Origin of the sequence: Streptomyces sp. NPDC088733, from assembly GCF_044751185.1 — a bacterium.
GTDB lineage: Bacteria > Actinomycetota > Actinomycetes > Streptomycetales > Streptomycetaceae > Actinacidiphila.
Window position 1 is genome coordinate 346808 of sequence record NZ_JBIVLH010000005.1, and the last position, 15348, is coordinate 362155.

Below are 15348 nucleotides of genomic sequence, written 5' to 3' on the forward strand. Positions count from 1 at the left end.
GCGCAGTTCGCGCACGCGCGCTCCTGGTGCTCGGCGTGAGTGCGATTCCCTTTCCGCGTGGCGCGCGGCGAAGCCCGGGTCCCGCGGCGGTCCGGGCAGCGGCACCGCAGGTGCTCGGCGTCAGGAATTGAGCGCGACCGCCTTCGCAAGTGCCACCGTGAGGCGGTCGGTGGTCTCGCGGTCGCGCACCGCGAGCCGGAGCCAGTCCCGGCTCAGGCCGGGGAAGGTGTCCGCGCGGCGCACGGCGAAGCCCAGGTCCCGCAGGCGCTCGCGCACCGCGGCCGCCCCCGGCAGCCGCACGAGAACGAAGGGGCCCAGCGCCGGGCCCGCCACCTCGAGGCCCTCGAACTCGGCCAGCCGGGCGAGCAGATGGCCCCGGTCGACGGCGACCGCCCGCGCGGCCCGCTCCGCCTCGGAGAGCGCGGCGGGCGCGCAGCACGCCTCGATCGCCGCCAGGCCGGGCGAGGACACCGGCCACAGCGGCTGGGCCCGCTCCAGGGCCGCGACACGCTCCCGGTCGCCCAGGACGTAGCCCACCCGCAGTCCCGCCAGCCCCCACGTCTTGGTGAGGCTGCGCAGCACCAGCAGCCCCGGCACGTCGCGGCGGCCGGCCAGTGACTCGTACTCGCCGGGCACCGCGTCCATGAACGCCTCGTCCACCACCAGGGTGCGGCCGGGACGCGCCAGGCGCGCGATCTCCTCGGCGGGGTGCAGGACCGAGGTGGGGTTCGTGGGATTGCCGAGCACCACGAGGTCCGCCCGCGCCGGCACGGCGTCCGCGTCCAGCCGGAACCCGTTCCCCTCGGTCAGCAGCACCCGGTGGACGCTGTGCCCGGCGTCCCTCAGCGCCGCCTCCGGCTCGGTGAACTGCGGGTGCACGACGGCAGGATGGCGTGCCCCGAGCGACCGGGCCAGCAGGACGAACGCCTCCGCCGCGCCCGCGGTGAGCAGCACCTCCTCCGGCGGCCTGCCGTGCCGCGCCGCCACGGCCCGGCGCGCGGCCCGCCCGTCGGGGTAGGCGGCCAGGCCGCCCAGTGCGGCGGTCAGGTGTTCGCGCAGCCAGGCGGGCGGCGTGCCGGTACGCACGTTGACGGCCAGGTCGGTGAGCGTGCCGCCGTCGTCGCGCACCTCGGCGTCGCCGTGGTGGCGCAGGTCGTGGCCGTCGTCGGGTTCGGCCGCGGACTCCGCGGGGTGCGCGCCCGCCCAGCGCACGTCGAGCCCGGGGTGCGCCTCCGCCCAGCCGTCCGCCTGCTGGCGCGCGCGCCGGGCCGCGTCCCCGTCGACCGGGACGGCGGGCAGCACGACGACCCGCCGCGCCCCCAGCCGCCGGCACCGGTCCAGTCCGGCCGGCACGTCGGGAACCGCCTCGGACACGAAGGCGGTCTCCACGCCCGCGTAGCCGCGTCCCTCCCACAGCAGGCGGGCCGCCCGTACGGCCTCGGCGTTCTCCACCGGCTCCGGGGACCCGGCGGCGACGAGCAGCACCCAGGTGCCGTCCCGGTCCTGCGGAGCCCGGCGCCCGCCGCCCAGCGCCTGCTCGACGCGCTGCTCCAGTACGTCCTCGGGCGGGATGCTCAAGGTGCTGTCTCCTCGCTGGTGTCTGCCGCGGGGTGACGGCGGCGCGCCACCGCGGCCGTCGCCCGGGCCGTGCCCCCGCCGCCGGGCACGGACTTCGTCTTCGGGACGAGCAGTTCGCCGCCGGGCGCCGCGGCGAGTGCCGCCGCCTCGGCCACGGACGGTGTGCCCACGGCGGCCAGTGCGGCTCCGGAGGGCGTCGGCACATCCACGGCGGCCAGCGTATCGGCGTCGTACACCAGCAGGGGCACGCCCAGCGCCCCGGCGGCCGCCACGATCCCCGGCTCGTGCGCCCGGGTGTCGAGCGTGGCCAGAGCGGCCGGGCGCGCACCCCCGGCGCCCGCCGCGGCCAGCACCCGCGTGACGAGCGCCAGCAGTTCGGCCGCCGGGACACCCCGGGCGGCGCCGACGCCCACGACCAGGGTCACGCGGGCGCGCCGCCCCCGCCGGCGCAGGCCGCGACGAACCGCCGTGCCAGGGACGGCTCGGCGGCCCAGTGCACATGGAGGTACGACGCGTGGACGCCGCCCCGCACGAAGCCCTCGACCTTCCGTTCGGGCCGGGTGAACCCCCAGGCCGGAACGGCGCCCGCGCCGGGTTCGACGACCGTGCGGTGGAACTCGTGCCCCCGCACCCGCGTCCCTGCCGCCGCCAGCACGTTGTCCGCCACCGCAACCGCCTCGCGGTAGCCCAGCGTCAGCCGCTGCGACATCCGGGCCGTAGCGTCCAGGACCCCGCACATGGGACGTCCGTCGAGTTCCCGCGCCAGGTACAGCAACCCCGCGCACTCCGCGGTCAGCGGGCCGGGGAAGGCCGCGACGGCCGCGCGCAGCGGCGCGTTGGCGGACAGCTCCGGCGCGTGCATCTCCGGGAAGCCGCCGCCTATGACCAGCCCCGCCGCGCCGTCCGGCAGCCGCTCGTCGCGCAGCGGGTCGAAGGTGACGACCTCCGCCCCGGCGGCGGTGAGCAGTTCGACGTGCTCGGCGTAGGAGAAGGTGAAGGCGGCCCCGCCGGCGACGGCGACCGTGGGCCGCGGACCCGGTGCCGCGGGTCCGGCCGCCGCTTCGGGGTCCCAGGGCTCGCCGGCGAGCGGCGGCGCGCTGCGGGCCAGCGCCAGCAGCGCGTCCAGGTCGCAGCCCGCGCGCACCCGGGCCGCCAGGGTGCGCACCGCCTCGACGGCGTCCGCGCGCCGTTCGGCGACCGGCACCAGTCCCAGGTGCCGCGAGGGCGTGCCGACCGCGGCGTCCCGGCGCAGCGCGCCCAGCACGGGCACGCCCGCGCCGTCCAGCGCGTCGCGCAGCAGTTCCTCGTGGCGGTCGGAGCCGACCTTGTTGAGGATGACGCCCGCGACCCGGACCTCCGGGTCCCAGGACGCGAAGCCGTGCACCAGCGCGGCCACCGACCGGGACTGCGAGGAGGCGTCCACCACCAGCACCACCGGTGCCCGCAGCAGTTTCGCCACATGCGCGGTGGAGGCCAGCTCGCCCATCCCCGAGGCCCCGTCGAAGAGCCCCATCACGCCCTCCACGACCGCGAGATCGGCCCCGCGCGCGCCGTGCAGGAACAGCGGCGCGATCCGCTCCGGGCCGCACATGTACGCGTCGAGGTTGCGGCCCGGGCGGCCGGTGGCCAGCGCGTGGTAGCCGGGGTCGATGTAGTCCGGGCCCACCTTGTGCGGGGAGACGGCGAGCCCGGCCTCCGCGAAGGCGGCCATCAGCCCGGTGGCGACGGTGGTCTTGCCGCTGCCCGACGCGGGGGCGGCGACGACGAGCCTGGCTACCACTCGATGCCCTTCTGGCCCTTCTGGCCGGCGTCCATCGGGTGCTTGACCTTGCCCATCTCGGTGACCAGGTCCGCGAAGTCCAGCAGCGGCCGCGGAGCGTTGCGGCCGGTGATCACGACGTGCTGGGTGCCGGGACGGTCGCGCAGCACCGACACCACCTCCTCGGTGTCGATCCACCCCCAGTGCAGGGGGTACGCGAACTCGTCCAGCACGTAGAGCCGGTAGGTCTCGGCGGCCAGGTCGCGCTTGATCTGCTCCCAGCCCTCGCGGGCGGCCTCCTCGCTCGCGGTGACGTCGTCGGCGTCCCGCTGCAACCAGCTCCAGCCCTCGCCCATCTTGTGCCAGGCGACGGTGCCGCCCTCGCCGGAGGCGCCGAGCACACGCAGCGCCCGCTCCTCGCCGACCTTCCACTTCGCCGACTTGACGAACTGGAACACTCCCACCGGCCAGCCCTGGTTCCACGCCCGCAGCGCGAGCCCGAAGGCCGCCGTGGACTTCCCCTTGCCGGTGCCGGTGTGCACCATCACCAGCGGCCGGTTGCGGCGCTGGCGCGTGGTCAGCCCGTCCTCCGGCACGACGCTCGGCTGTCCCTGTGGCATTACGCGGCCCTCCGTACGTCCCGCACCAGTGCCGCGACGCTGTCCGCGCGCAGCTCGTCCAACGTCACGGCGGTGCCGTGCAGTTCACGCGCCAGTTCACCCGCCAGGCCCAGCCGCACCGGCCCGGTCTCGCAGTCGACGACGACCGACGCGACGCCGCCGGCGGCCAGCAGGCGGGCGGCCCGCGCGGCCAGGGGCAGCGGCTCGGGGCCGCCGGTGGCCCGGCCGTCGGTGACGACGACCAGCAGCGGGCGGCGCGCGGCGTCCCGCAGCCGTTCCACGCGCAGCACCTCGTGCGCCTTGAGGAGCCCGGCCGCCAGCGGGGTGCGGCCGCCGGTGGGCAGCTTCTCCAGGCGCGCCGCGCCCGCGTCCACCGACGAGGTGGGCGGCAGGGCCAGTTCGGCCCCCGTGCCGCGGAAGGTGATCAGCCCGACCTTGTCGCGCCGCTGGTACGCGTCCAGCAGCAGCGAGAGCACCGCGCCCTTCACCGCGCCCATGCGCCGCCGGGCCGCCATCGAGCCGGACGCGTCCACCACGAACAGCACGAGATTGCCCTCGCGGCCCTCGCGCACCGCCTCGCGCAGGTCGTCCCGGCGGATCACCAGCCCCGGTCCGCCGCGGCCGCGGGCCCGCTGGTGCGGGGCGGCGGCCTGCACGGTCGCGGCCAGGTGCAGCTTGGTCAGCGTGCCCCGCGGCTGCCGGGCGCCGGTGGTCCTGCCGTGCACGCTGCGGGCCCGGGACCGGCGCCCCGCGGCGCCCTCGCCGAGGCCCGGCACGGTGAGCGCGCGGGCCGCGAACGGCTCCGCCGAGGGCACCGCGGCCTGCTCGCCGGGCGCACCGGCGCCGGGCGGGGAACCGGCGGCGCTGTCGGGAGCGGTGTCCGAAGGGGCCTGCGACGGGCCGCCGTTGTCGTCCCGCGGCGGCCGGCCGCCCCCGCCGGGGCCGCCGTTGTCGTCGTTGCCGCCACCGTCGCCGTCCGGATCGGGCTCCGGGTCGGGTTTGGGGTCGTCGTCCCCGCCGCGGTGCTGCTCCAGCGTCTCGTCGAGCTTGTCCTCGTCCATGCCCGGCGCGTCGAAGGGGTTGCGGCGCCTGCGGTGCGGGAGCGCGAGCAGGGCGGCCTGGCGCACGTCCGCGTCGGTCACCTCGGTGCGGCCCGCCCAGGCGGCCAGCGCGGTCGCGGTGCGGGCCATGACGATGTCCGCGCGCATGCCGTCCACTTCGAAGGCGGCGCACGTCGCGGCTATCTGGCGCAGCGAGCCGTCCCCGAGGCGGACCGAGGGCAGCAGTTCCCGTGCCGCGGCGATCCGCGCCCGCAGCGCGCCCTCCTCGGCCTCCCACTTGGCGGCGAACGCCGCCGGGTCCTCGTCGTACGCCAGCCTGCGCCGTACGACCTCCACCCGCTCGTCGGTCTCCCGCGACGCCCGGACCTCCACGGTCAGCCCGAAGCGGTCCAGCAACTGCGGTCGCAGTTCGCCCTCCTCGGGGTTCATCGTGCCCACGAGCAGGAACCGCGCGGCGTGGCGCACCGAGACGCCCTCCCGCTCGACGTAGGACGCGCCCATCGCGGCGGCGTCCAGCAGCAGGTCGACCAGGTGGTCGTGGAGGAGGTTCACCTCGTCCACGTACAGCACCCCGCGGTGCGCGTCGGCCAGCAGACCCGGCTCGAAGGCCTTCACGCCCTCGGCCAGGGCCCGTTCGATGTCCAGCGCCCCGACCAGGCGGTCCTCGGACGCGCCCACCGGCAGCTCCACCATCCGCGCCGGCCGCGACGCAGGCTCCGCCCCCGGCGGGTGCGGTCCGTCGGGGCACGCGGGGTCCGGCGCCGCCGGATCGCAGCTGAAGCGGCAGCCCGCGACCACGTCCACCCGCGGCATGAGCGCCGCCAGCGCCCGCACGGCCGTGGACTTCGCGGTGCCCTTCTCGCCGCGCACCAGCACGCCGCCCACGGCCGGGCTCACCGCGTTCAGCAGCAGCGCCAGCCGCAGGTCCTCCATCCCGACGATCGCGGTGAAGGGGTAGGGGGTGCTCACGCGGCTGCCTCCTCGTTGGCACGGACCGGGTACGGAGCGGGTACGGACGTCACGGCGCACCCGGGGGGACGAAGGGGAGACCGGGCGGGGGCCCGGAGTCGATGAGGCGGAGCAGGGCGTCGGTGTCCGCGTGCTCCTCGATCAGGTCGCCGAGCCGGTCGAGCTGCTCCTCGCGCAGCGCCGCGAACGCCGTGTCCGGCGCCGGGACGAAGCGGCGGCCCGCGGCCTCGGCGACACGGCGCAGGAAGGCGCGGCGGAAGCCGTCGCTCTCCAGGGAGCCGTGCCAGTGGGTGCCCCAGACGGCGCCGGTGCGGCAGCCGTCGAGGAACGGTTCGTCGCCGCCGCGGACGTCGGCGACGCCGTGGTGGATCTCGTACCCCTCGACGGCCTCCCCCCAGGCCGTGCCGGACGGCCGGGCCAGGGTCTTGCCGGGCGCGAAGCGCACCCGTACCGGCAGCAGGCCGAGCCCCGGCACGAGACCGGCCCGCGACTCGACGGGGTCGTCGATCGTCTCGGCCAGCATCTGGAAGCCGCCGCAGATCCCGAGGACCGGGCGGCCCTCCGCCGCGCGCCGCACGACCGCGTCGGCCAGCCCGCGCCGGCGCAGCCACTCCAGCGCCTTGACCGTTCCCCGGGTGCCGGGCAGGACGACCAGGTCGGCGTCCGCGAGTTCCTCGGGCCGGTCGACGAAGCGCACGACGACGCCGGGTTCGGCCGCCAGGGCGTCGACGTCGGTGAAGTTGGACATCAGGGGGACCGCGGCGACGGCGACCCGCAGCACGTCCTCGCCGTGCGGCGGCGCCGAGTCCGACTCCCGCACGGTGCCGCGCAGCGACACCCGCAGTCCGTCCTCCTCGTCGATCCCCAGGCCGTGCCGGTACGGCAGAACACCGTAGAAGCGGCGTCCGGTCAGCCCGCGCAGCATCTCCAGCCCGGGTTCCAGCAGCGAGACGTCGCCGCGGAACTTGTTGACGAGGTAGCCGCAGACCAGCTCCTGGTCCTCGGGGCTCAGCAGCGCGGTCGTGCCGAAGAAGGACGCGAGGACCCCGCCGCGGTCGATGTCGCCGACGACGACCACCGGCAGCCGTGCCGCCCTGGCCAGGCCCATGTTGACGATGTCGCCGTGCCGCAGGTTGATCTCGGCGGGGCTGCCCGCGCCCTCGCAGATGACGGCGTCGTGGCGGGAGCGCAACTCCTCCAGGCAGCCGGTGACGGTCTCCAGCAGTTCGGCGCGGCTGCCGTTGTGGTAGCCGCGCGCGCTCATCTCGCCCACCGGGCGGCCCATCAGCACGACCTGGCTCGTGCGGTCGCCGCCCGGTTTGAGCAGCACGGGGTTCATCAGCGCGGACGGCTCCACCCGCGCGGCCTGCGCCTGCATGGCCTGCGCGCGGCCGATCTCGGCGCCCTCGCGCGTCACGTACGAGTTCAGCGACATGTTCTGCGCCTTGAACGGGGCCACGGACACGCCCCGGCGGGCCAGCCAGCGGCAGATGCCGGCCGTCACGACGCTCTTGCCCGCGTCCGAGGTGGTGCCCGCGACCAGCAGCGCGCCGCCGTTCATGCGTTCCCCCTCCGTCCCCCGCGGGCGAACCGGTGCCAGGCCAGCCGGCCGCCGGCCGTGGCCAGCAGGGCCAGCGCGCCCACCCGCCGCGACAACCGCACCGCCCGCTCGATGTCCGCCACCTCCACCGCCCGGTTGCCGGCGCCGAGCACGGGCCGGTGCTCGACCCGGCCCCCGTACGCCAGCGTCCCCCCGAGCCGTACGCCCAACGCCCCCGCGAACGAGGCCTCCACGGGTCCGGCGTTCGGGCTGGGGTGCCGTCCGCCGTCCGCCTGCCAGACCCGCCACGCGCCGCGCCGGTCGGGGCCCGCCAGGACGGCGAGCGCGGCGGTCAGCCGGGCACCGGGGAAGCCGGCGACGTCGTCGAGGCGGGCCGACGCCCAGCCGAACCGGCGGAACCGCGGCGACCTGTGGCCGACCATGGCGTCGAGGGTGTTGACCGCGCGGAAGCCCACGAGCCCCGGCACGCCGCCCAACGCGCCCCACACCAGGGCGCCCACGACGGCGTCCGAGGTGTTCTCCGCGACCGACTCGACGACGGCCCGGGCCATCTGCCGCTCGTCCAGCGCCTGCGGGTCCCGCCCGCACAGGTGGGGCAGCCGGGCCCGCGCCGCCGCGGTGTCCCCGGCGGCGAGGGCGGCGCCGATCGTCCGTGCCTCACGCCCCAGCGACGTACCGCCGAGCACCGCCCACGTCGCGGCGGCGGTCAGGGCCACGGACGCGGCGGGGGAGCGGCGTACGGCGCGTGCGGTCCCCGCGGCGGCCGCGGCAGCGCCCCCGGCGCACAACACGGTGTAGAGCGCGCCCCGTCCGCGGTGGTCCTGCCACAACGCGCGTTCCAGTGCGCCCGCCACGCGCCCGAAGGCCGCGACGGGATGCCCGCGGCGCGGGTCGGCGAGGGCGAGGTCGGCAAGCCAGCCGAGAGCCGCCCCGGCGGCGAAGACCGACGGCGCGGCAGAGCCGGCGTCGGGTGTACGGCGGCAGCCGTCCATCGCTGGTGTCCTCACTCAGGGTCCGCGCCCTGGCTCGACGTGACCGGCGGTGAGAGTCTCCTGGCTCCCGGATCGGCGGCACCCCCGGCCTTCCAGCCCGTGGTACGGGCCGTGGCCGCTGGTGGAGGCGCGCTCCCCGGTGACAGTGGCGGGACCGCGCCGGATTCGCACCGGACTTCCTCTCCTGCCGCCGTGTGGCGGTTCCGATACCACCACGCGCCGATCCGGCCCGTCAACTCACCCCGTAGCGGCCCGGAAACGCGGAAACCCCAGCTCACGGCCGGAAAGGCCGGGAGCTGAGGCCGAGTTCACACCGCGTGGCGGCGTATCAGGCGACGATCAGGAAGATCCCGTACGCCACGGCCGCCGCGCACAGCGCGAAGCACGCGTACGCGCCCGCGCGCGCCAGGGCGCCCTGACCGCCCCGGACTCCGGCCGGCCGGGACAGGCCGACGATGCCGAGGGTGAAGACGCCGACGAGGCCGACGGTGACGGCGAGGCTGACGCCGAAGACGGAGCCGAGGGCAGCCCAGTCGATGTGCATGCTGCTGTGTCCTTCCGGGACGGGTGGGGGCTGCGGGCCCGCCGTCAGACGGTGGCCTTGGTGTGGCCGGTGCCGGCCGCGGGACCCGCGGGCGGTGGCGCCACGGCGGCGACGGCCGCGGTGACGATGCCCGGCTCCGCGGTGCCGGCGTCGGCGTTGACGTTGGTGTGGTCGACCGGCCTGCGGCGGGCGGCCACCCGGATCGCGGCGCACACGGCGAGCGCCAGCACGGCGACGGCGGTGACGCCCGCGTCGCCCTGGTCGGCCACGAGCGCGGCGCCCGCCGCGACCAGGCCGGCGGCCGGCAGGGTCAGCACCCAGGCGGCGGCCATGCGGCCCGCGGTGCTCCAGCGGACGACACCGCCCTTGCGGCCCACCCCGGCGCCCAGGACGGAACCGGAGCAGACCTGGGTGGTGGACAGGGAGAAGCCGAGGTGCGAGGAGGCCAGGATGACCGCCGCGGCGCCGGTCTGGGCGGCGAAGCCCTGCGGCGGCTGGATGTCGGTGATGCCCTTGCCCATGGTGCGGATGATCCGCCAGCCGCCGATGAACGTGCCGAGCGCGATGGCCAGGCCCGCCGAGCCGATGACCCACAGCGGCGGGTCGGAGTCGGGGGCGACGACGTTGCCGGTGACGAGGGCGAGCGTGATGACGCCCATGGTCTTCTGGGCGTCGTTCGTGCCGTGCGCGAGGGAGACCAGGCCCGCCGAGGCGATCTGGCCCGCCCGGTAGCCCCTGGCGGTCGCGGCCGGGTCGCTGCCGCGGCTGATGCGGTAGGTCAGGCGGGTCGCCAGCAGCGCGGCGACCCCGGCGACGACCGGCGCGCAGACGGCCGGGACGAGCACCTTCATCACGACCGCGTCGCCGTTGACAGCCCCGAACCCGGCGGAGGCGACCGAGGCGCCGATCAGACCGCCGAACAGGGCGTGCGACGAACTGGAGGGGAGCCCCGCCAGCCAGGTCAGCAGATTCCAGACGATCGCGCCGACCAGCCCGGCGAAGATGACCTCGGGCCGGATCCCCGCGGTCTCGTCGAGGATCCCGCCGGAGATCGTCCTGGCGACCTCCACCGACAGGAACGCCCCGACCAGGTTCAGCACCGCGGACATCGCCACCGCTGTCCGGGGGCCCAGTGCGCCAGTGGAGATGGTGGTGGCCATCGCGTTGGCGGTGTCGTGGAAACCGTTCGTGAAGTCGAACGCGAGTGCGGTGATAATCACGATTCCGATCAGGAGCGTGATGTGTTCCATGTACCCAGACATTCGTTTGATCCGTCAGTGGCGGTGGCGACCGTACGGAGTCTGGGTGAACGGAAAGTTAACGATGGGAATCCTGGGGGTGCTGCTCTTCGGGGGGCGGGCCGTTAGTGGCGCCCGGAGATCCGGTCGGCCGCCCGGGCCAGTGCGTCCGTCCCGGCGCTGCGGCCGGACTGCTCGCGGCGGTCGGCGGCGCGGTACGCCGCGTACAGGCCGTGCACGCCGATCCAGCGCAGCGGTTCGGGTTCCCAGCGGCGGACGCGGTGGTGCACCCACGGCAGGCCCGTCAGCTCGGTGCCGTGCCCCTGCCCGGAGTCGAGCTGCACCAGGTCCCGCAGGGTGCGCGCCGCCAGGTTCGCCGTGGCCACGCCGCTGCCGACGTAGCCGCCCGCCCAGCCGAGCCCCGTCGAACGGTCCAGTTCCACCGTCGCGCACCAGTCGCGCGGCACGCCCAGCACGCCCGACCACGCGTGGTCGATCGCGGCGCGACCCGCGGCCGGGAAGAAGCGCACCAGGATCTCGCGCAGCGCCTCGACCGTCTCCGGCCGGGTGCGCCCGTCGTTGTCGGTGCGCGAGCCGAAGCGGTACGGCACGCCCCGTCCGCCGAGGGCGATCCGGTCGTCCGCCGTGCGCTGCGCGTACATGTAGGCGTGCGCCATGTCGCCCAGCGTCTCGCGGCCCTCCCAGCCGATGGTGTCCCACACCTCGGCGGGCAGCGGCTCGGTCACGACCATCGAGGAGTTCATCGGCAGCCAGGACCGCTTGTGGCCCTTGATCGCCGCCGTGAAACCCTCCGTGCAGCGCAGCACATAGGGGGCGCGCACGCTCCCGTACGGTGTCAGCGCGTGCTTGGGCCTGATCTCCGTCACCGGCGTCGACTCGTGGATCACCACGCCGAGCGCCTCCACCGCCCGCGCCAGGCCCTGCACCAGCTTCGCCGGATGGACGCGGGCGCCGTGCGGCGTCCATGTGCCGCCCGCCGTGCCCGCGACCCGCACCCGCCGGGCGGACTCGGCGGCGCCCAGCAGCAGCCGGTCCTTCTCCCCGAAGGCCACCTCCGCCTCGTGGAAGGCGTGCAGGCGGGCGAGTTGGGCGGGGGAGTGGGCGACCTCCAGGACGCCGCCCTTGTGGATGTCGGCGTCGATGCCCTCCTCCGCCGCGACCCGGATCACCTCGTCCACGGTCTCGTTCATCGCCCGCTGCAGCGCGATCGCGGAGTCCCGTCCGTGCAGGGCGGCGTAGCGGTCGCGGCCGGCGATGCCGTTGTAGAGCCAGCCGCCGTTGCGGCCGGAGGCGCCGTAGCCGCAGAAGCGCTGCTCCAGGACGACGATCCGCAGGAAGGGCACGGCCTTCTTCAGGTAGTACGCGGTCCACAGGCCGGTGTAGCCGCCGCCGACGACGCACACGTCGGCGGTCGTGTCGCCCGGCAGCGGCTCGCGCGGCAAGGGGAGGCCGGACTTCGCGTACCAGAAGGAGATGCCGCCGTTGACGGTGGTCATGGTGCCCCTGCAATTCGTAAGGGTGATCGGACCGAGGTGTGCCGGGACGCTACTGTGCCCCGGGAACGTGCGGCAACGCCCAACCTGTCAGGATCAGCGCCCGGAGGTGGCACGGATGTCGGTGCAGGACGCGGTGGGCAAGGCCTGGTCGGAGCTCGTGGACACGGCACTGCGCTCGGTCGCCGACGGGCTGGTGGTCGGTACGTCCGGCAATGTGTCGGTCCGGGTGGCCCCCGACCTCGTCCTCGTCACCCCCAGCGGGGTGCCGTACCACCGGCTCGGCCCCGACGACACCGTCGGCGTCGACCTCGCCGGCCGGCAGGTGCTCGGCACGCTGCGGCCGACCAGCGAACTCTCCATGCATCTGGCGATCTACCGGAACACCGACGCCGGCGCCGTCGTCCACACCCATGCCGTGCACGCCACCGCCGTCTCCACCCTGCTGTACGAACTGCCCGCCATCCACTACATGGCCGCCGCGCTCGGCGGGCGCATCCGCGTCGCCGACTACGCCACCTACGGCAGCGAGGAACTGGCCGCCCACGTGCTGCGCGCGCTGCGCGACCGCACCGGCTGCCTGCTGCGCAACCACGGCACCATCGTCTACGGCGACGACCTGGAACAGGCCTACGACCGCACCGCGCAACTGGAGTGGATGTGCCAGGTCTGGCTCGCCGCCCGCTCCGTCGCCGGCTTCTCGCCCTCCCTGCTGTCGAAGAGGGAACTCGCCCGGGTCGCCGAGAAGCTGCGCCAGTACGGGCAGCCCGGCGCCGACGACGAGCCGTCCGGTACCGGGGACGGCCCGGAGTAGCTCCCCGGACGGCGCCCAGCACTGGCCGCCCCGCGCGCCCGCCCCGACACTGGAACGGATGCGCCTCACGACCGCCGCGGCCCTGGCCGCCACGACAGCGTTCGGTGCCGGTGCGGCCGCGGTGGCGGCCGGACGGCATGTGTCGGAGCTTGCCCTGAAGCCGCGCACCGACGGCCCCGACCCGGAGTCGCTGACCGTGCACTCGGCGACCGACCGCGAGGTCACCCTCACCAGGACCCTCGGCGCCACCCGGCCCGGCATCCACGGGATCACCGGCCGCGACGTGCACGCCGCCGTCGGCGACGTGCTGTCCACCGCCCCCGGCTCGGTGACCCGGCGCCTGCTGCGCGTCGGGCAGGGCGCCCTGACCGCGGGGCAGCGGGTCCGGCTCACCCCGCAGGTGTACGACGGCGATCCCGCCTCGGCGCTCGACCTGGCCTACCGCGACGTCGAGATCCCCGGTGAACTCGGCCCGCTGCCCGCGTGGTTCGTCGACGGCGCCCGCGACACCTGGGTCGTCCTGGTGCACGGTCTCGGCACCACCCGCGAGCACGCCATGGTCGTGCTGCCCACGCTGCACGCGCTGCGGCTGCCCTCGCTGGTCCTGGCCTACCGCAACGACCGGGGGGCGCCGCGCTCCCCCGACGGCATCGGGCACCTCGGCGACTCCGAATGGCGCGACCTGGACGCAGCCATGCGGTACGCGGTCCGGCACGGCGCGCGCCGCCTGGTGCTCTACGGCTGGTCCGCCGGCGCCACGATGGCGCTCCGGGCGGCCTGCGACTCCCCGCTGCGGGCCCTGGTGGCCGGGATGGTGCTGGACTCCCCGGTGCTGGACTGGCAGCGCACGGTGCGCGCCGCCGCGGCCGCCCGGGGCACGCCGCGCGTCCTGCTGCCGCTGGGCGTGCGCGCCGCCGAGGGCCGTACGGGACTGCACGCGGAACGTATCGCCGAGGCCGCCGCGCCCGGCCGGCTGAGCGTGCCGACGCTCATCTTCCACGGCCCCGGCGACACCCTCGCGCCCTGGGGCCCGTCCCGCGAACTGGCGCGTCTCCGGCCGGATCTGGTCATGTTGCACCCGGTCGGCGACGCCTCGCACGCGGCGATGTGGAACGCAAACCCGCAACCCTACGAGGAAGCCGTCCGCCGCTTCCTCACACCCCTCCTCTAGCCTCCTCTTTTTCTCGTCTGCGAGACTGAATAAATGCAGATATACCCCAGCAATTCGCACGCCCCCGGGTGGTGGAGGGGGACGCTCGTTTGGGTTTCCGGGCGCTCACCCGCAAGACTGCTCCCGTGACGTCCCGTATCCCGCGAGACACTCCGCTGCGTCTCGTTCCGCGCAGGCCCCTGGCCGCCGCGCACCGTGTCGCCGCGACGCGCAGAAACCGGCCGCCGCGGCCGCCGGAGGGCATCCCGGCACTGCCGGAGCTGGCGAGGAGGGCGCGTGCCGAACTCGCCGACGCGGTCCGTCTGGCCCACTGGGCCGACCCCGCCGTCGGTGCCGCCCCCGGCACGGCCGGGATACTGCGGGACGCCGATGTCCTGCGGGCCGTCGCCACACTGGACCTGACGACCCATCAGGTCCGCGCGGCCTGGGACCGGGCCCGGCTCGCGGGTCTCATCGAACTCCACAAGGGCGGTGCCGCCCGCCCCGGTTGGCGGCTGCGCGCCTGGGACCGCGACGACACCGCCGTGCTGCGCGGCTGGGTCGCGCTCTTCGACGCCTGGTCGCTGGCGCACCCCGCGGCACTCGATCCGGCGTGCGCCGGCGCGGACCCCGCGCTGGTCGCCGAAGTCGTCGAGGCCGCTCCCCAGTTGCTCTCGCTCCTGCATCTCTCCTCCGGGCCGGTCGCCGTGGCGGTCCTGCTCGACCTGCTGCGCCAGCGCGTCGACGAACTGCGCGCGGAGCGCCACGAGCCCCCGGCGGGCGGCGGCCGTGACGACCTGCCCCCGCTCCTGGACTGGATGCTCGACGCGCTGGCCCGCGTCGGCGCCCTGGAGCCCCGCGACCCGGCCCGCCCCGGCGAGGTGACCATCACCCCGCTCGGCAGCTGGGCGGTGTGGGTCAAGCTGGAGCAGATCTGCGTCGCCGCCCAGGGCCCGGCCGGGCACTTCGAGCACTCCGCGGAGGAGATGCTCAAGGCGTGCATCGGCATGCCCCCGGGCGCGGCCCGTGACGAGTACAAGGCGTGGCTCGCCCCCCGCCCGGTCGCCCAGGCGGTCGCCGAGTTCCTGGACGTCGCGCGCGGCGACGACGCCCTGCTGCGCGGGCTCGCCTTCGAGGCGCTGCGCGTCGTCGGCGGCCCGGCCGAGCCCGCCGTGCGGCACGTCGTGGACGAGCCGGGGCTGCGCCCCTACGCCCTCATGTGGCTCGCCGAGCACGAGGGCGCCGACCCCGAGGACGTCGCGGCCCTGCTCACCCGCGAGGAGGCCACCTGGCTGTGGGTGGACACCGCGGCGGCCGTCGCCGACCACGGCGAGAGCCATCTGCTGGTGGGCCACCTCGACGCCGCCCTCCAGGGCTCGGTGTCCCGCCTGCTCGACGAACTCCGCGTCGCCGGGCACCCGCGCACCGTCCAGGTGCTCGTCGCCCTCGCCGCCGCCCACCCGGACCCCGCGCTCGCCAAGGCGATGCGCCGGGCCGCCTTCCAGGTGCACACCGGCGGGGAGTGAGACCCGGGCGCGGGCGCCGGTC

The 15348-nt window shown here is 75.9% G+C and carries 13 protein-coding genes, 1 pseudogene and 1 riboswitch; of the genes and pseudogenes, 3 read left to right on the forward strand and 11 right to left on the reverse strand.

The genetic code is table 11. The features are described 5' to 3' along the window. Window positions 1–120: 120 nt before the first annotated feature. From cobC to ACIP64_RS12415, 11 genes and pseudogenes are all read right to left on the reverse strand, one after another. Window positions 121–1212 carry an Rv2231c family pyridoxal phosphate-dependent protein CobC gene (cobC, locus tag ACIP64_RS12365; protein WP_401584770.1) on the reverse strand — a complete coding sequence of 364 codons (1092 nt, stop codon included), beginning with the start codon at window positions 1210–1212 and terminating at the stop codon, window positions 121–123. A 54-nt stretch (window positions 1213–1266) separates the two neighbouring features. Continuing rightward, window positions 1267–1485 (reverse strand): annotated as a pseudogene (locus ACIP64_RS12370) (CbiX/SirB N-terminal domain-containing protein); the annotation flags it as partial. 89 nt (window positions 1486–1574) lie between these two features. Beyond that, a complete protein-coding gene (locus tag ACIP64_RS12375; RefSeq protein WP_401584569.1) occupies window positions 1575–2003 on the reverse strand; it encodes a cobalamin biosynthesis protein in 429 nt (142 codons plus the stop codon). Beyond that, entirely contained in the window at window positions 2000–3358 is a 1359-nt protein-coding gene (locus ACIP64_RS12380; protein WP_401584572.1) for a cobyrinate a,c-diamide synthase, read from the reverse strand. The genes ACIP64_RS12375 and ACIP64_RS12380 overlap by 4 nt, the downstream gene beginning before the upstream one ends. Beyond that, the gene (cobO, locus tag ACIP64_RS12385) at window positions 3352–3957 is read right to left on the reverse strand and encodes a cob(I)yrinic acid a,c-diamide adenosyltransferase (RefSeq protein WP_401584575.1); all 606 of its coding nucleotides are present in this window, start codon (window positions 3955–3957) and stop codon (window positions 3352–3354) included. The genes ACIP64_RS12380 and cobO overlap by 7 nt, the downstream gene beginning before the upstream one ends. Beyond that, the gene (locus ACIP64_RS12390) at window positions 3957–5987 is read right to left on the reverse strand and encodes a putative cobaltochelatase (protein ID WP_401584577.1); all 2031 of its coding nucleotides are present in this window, start codon (window positions 5985–5987) and stop codon (window positions 3957–3959) included. Before ACIP64_RS12390 ends, cobO begins: the two co-directional genes overlap by 1 nt. A 49-nt stretch (window positions 5988–6036) precedes the next feature. Beyond that, the gene (locus ACIP64_RS12395; protein ID WP_401584580.1) at window positions 6037–7548 is read right to left on the reverse strand and encodes a cobyric acid synthase; all 1512 of its coding nucleotides are present in this window, start codon (window positions 7546–7548) and stop codon (window positions 6037–6039) included. Beyond that, entirely contained in the window at window positions 7545–8540 is a 996-nt protein-coding gene (locus ACIP64_RS12400) for a cobalamin biosynthesis protein (RefSeq protein WP_401584583.1), read from the reverse strand. The genes ACIP64_RS12395 and ACIP64_RS12400 overlap by 4 nt, the downstream gene beginning before the upstream one ends. Before the next feature lie 53 nt (window positions 8541–8593). Then, window positions 8594–8723, reverse strand: a riboswitch (cobalamin riboswitch). A 145-nt stretch (window positions 8724–8868) separates the two neighbouring features. Beyond that, a complete protein-coding gene (locus tag ACIP64_RS12405) occupies window positions 8869–9084 on the reverse strand; it encodes a hypothetical protein (RefSeq protein WP_401584585.1) in 216 nt (71 codons plus the stop codon). Window positions 9085–9128: 44 nt separating this feature from the next. After that, complete coding sequence (locus ACIP64_RS12410) at window positions 9129–10334, reverse strand: anion permease (protein WP_401584587.1); 1206 nt, start codon at window positions 10332–10334, stop codon at window positions 9129–9131. A gap of 113 nt (window positions 10335–10447) precedes the next feature. Continuing rightward, window positions 10448–11839: an NAD(P)/FAD-dependent oxidoreductase gene (locus tag ACIP64_RS12415; RefSeq protein ID WP_401584590.1), complete on the reverse strand. Its 1392-nt coding sequence runs from the start codon at window positions 11837–11839 to the stop codon at window positions 10448–10450. A 115-nt stretch (window positions 11840–11954) separates the two neighbouring features. Here ACIP64_RS12415 and ACIP64_RS12420 point away from each other — a divergent pair, with 115 nt between their 5' ends. The 3 genes from ACIP64_RS12420 to ACIP64_RS12430 all read left to right on the forward strand — a co-directional run bounded on the left by ACIP64_RS12420 (window position 11955) and on the right by ACIP64_RS12430 (window position 15326). Further along, window positions 11955–12650 (forward strand): class II aldolase/adducin family protein, encoded by a 696-nt coding sequence (locus tag ACIP64_RS12420; RefSeq protein ID WP_401584592.1) that lies wholly within the window; start codon window positions 11955–11957, stop codon window positions 12648–12650. 58 nt (window positions 12651–12708) lie between these two features. Continuing rightward, a complete protein-coding gene (locus tag ACIP64_RS12425) occupies window positions 12709–13821 on the forward strand; it encodes an alpha/beta hydrolase family protein (RefSeq protein ID WP_401584594.1) in 1113 nt (370 codons plus the stop codon). 125 nt (window positions 13822–13946) lie between these two features. Further along, the gene (locus ACIP64_RS12430) at window positions 13947–15326 is read left to right on the forward strand and encodes a hypothetical protein (RefSeq protein WP_401584597.1); all 1380 of its coding nucleotides are present in this window, start codon (window positions 13947–13949) and stop codon (window positions 15324–15326) included. The last annotated feature ends 22 nt before the right edge of the window (window positions 15327–15348 follow it).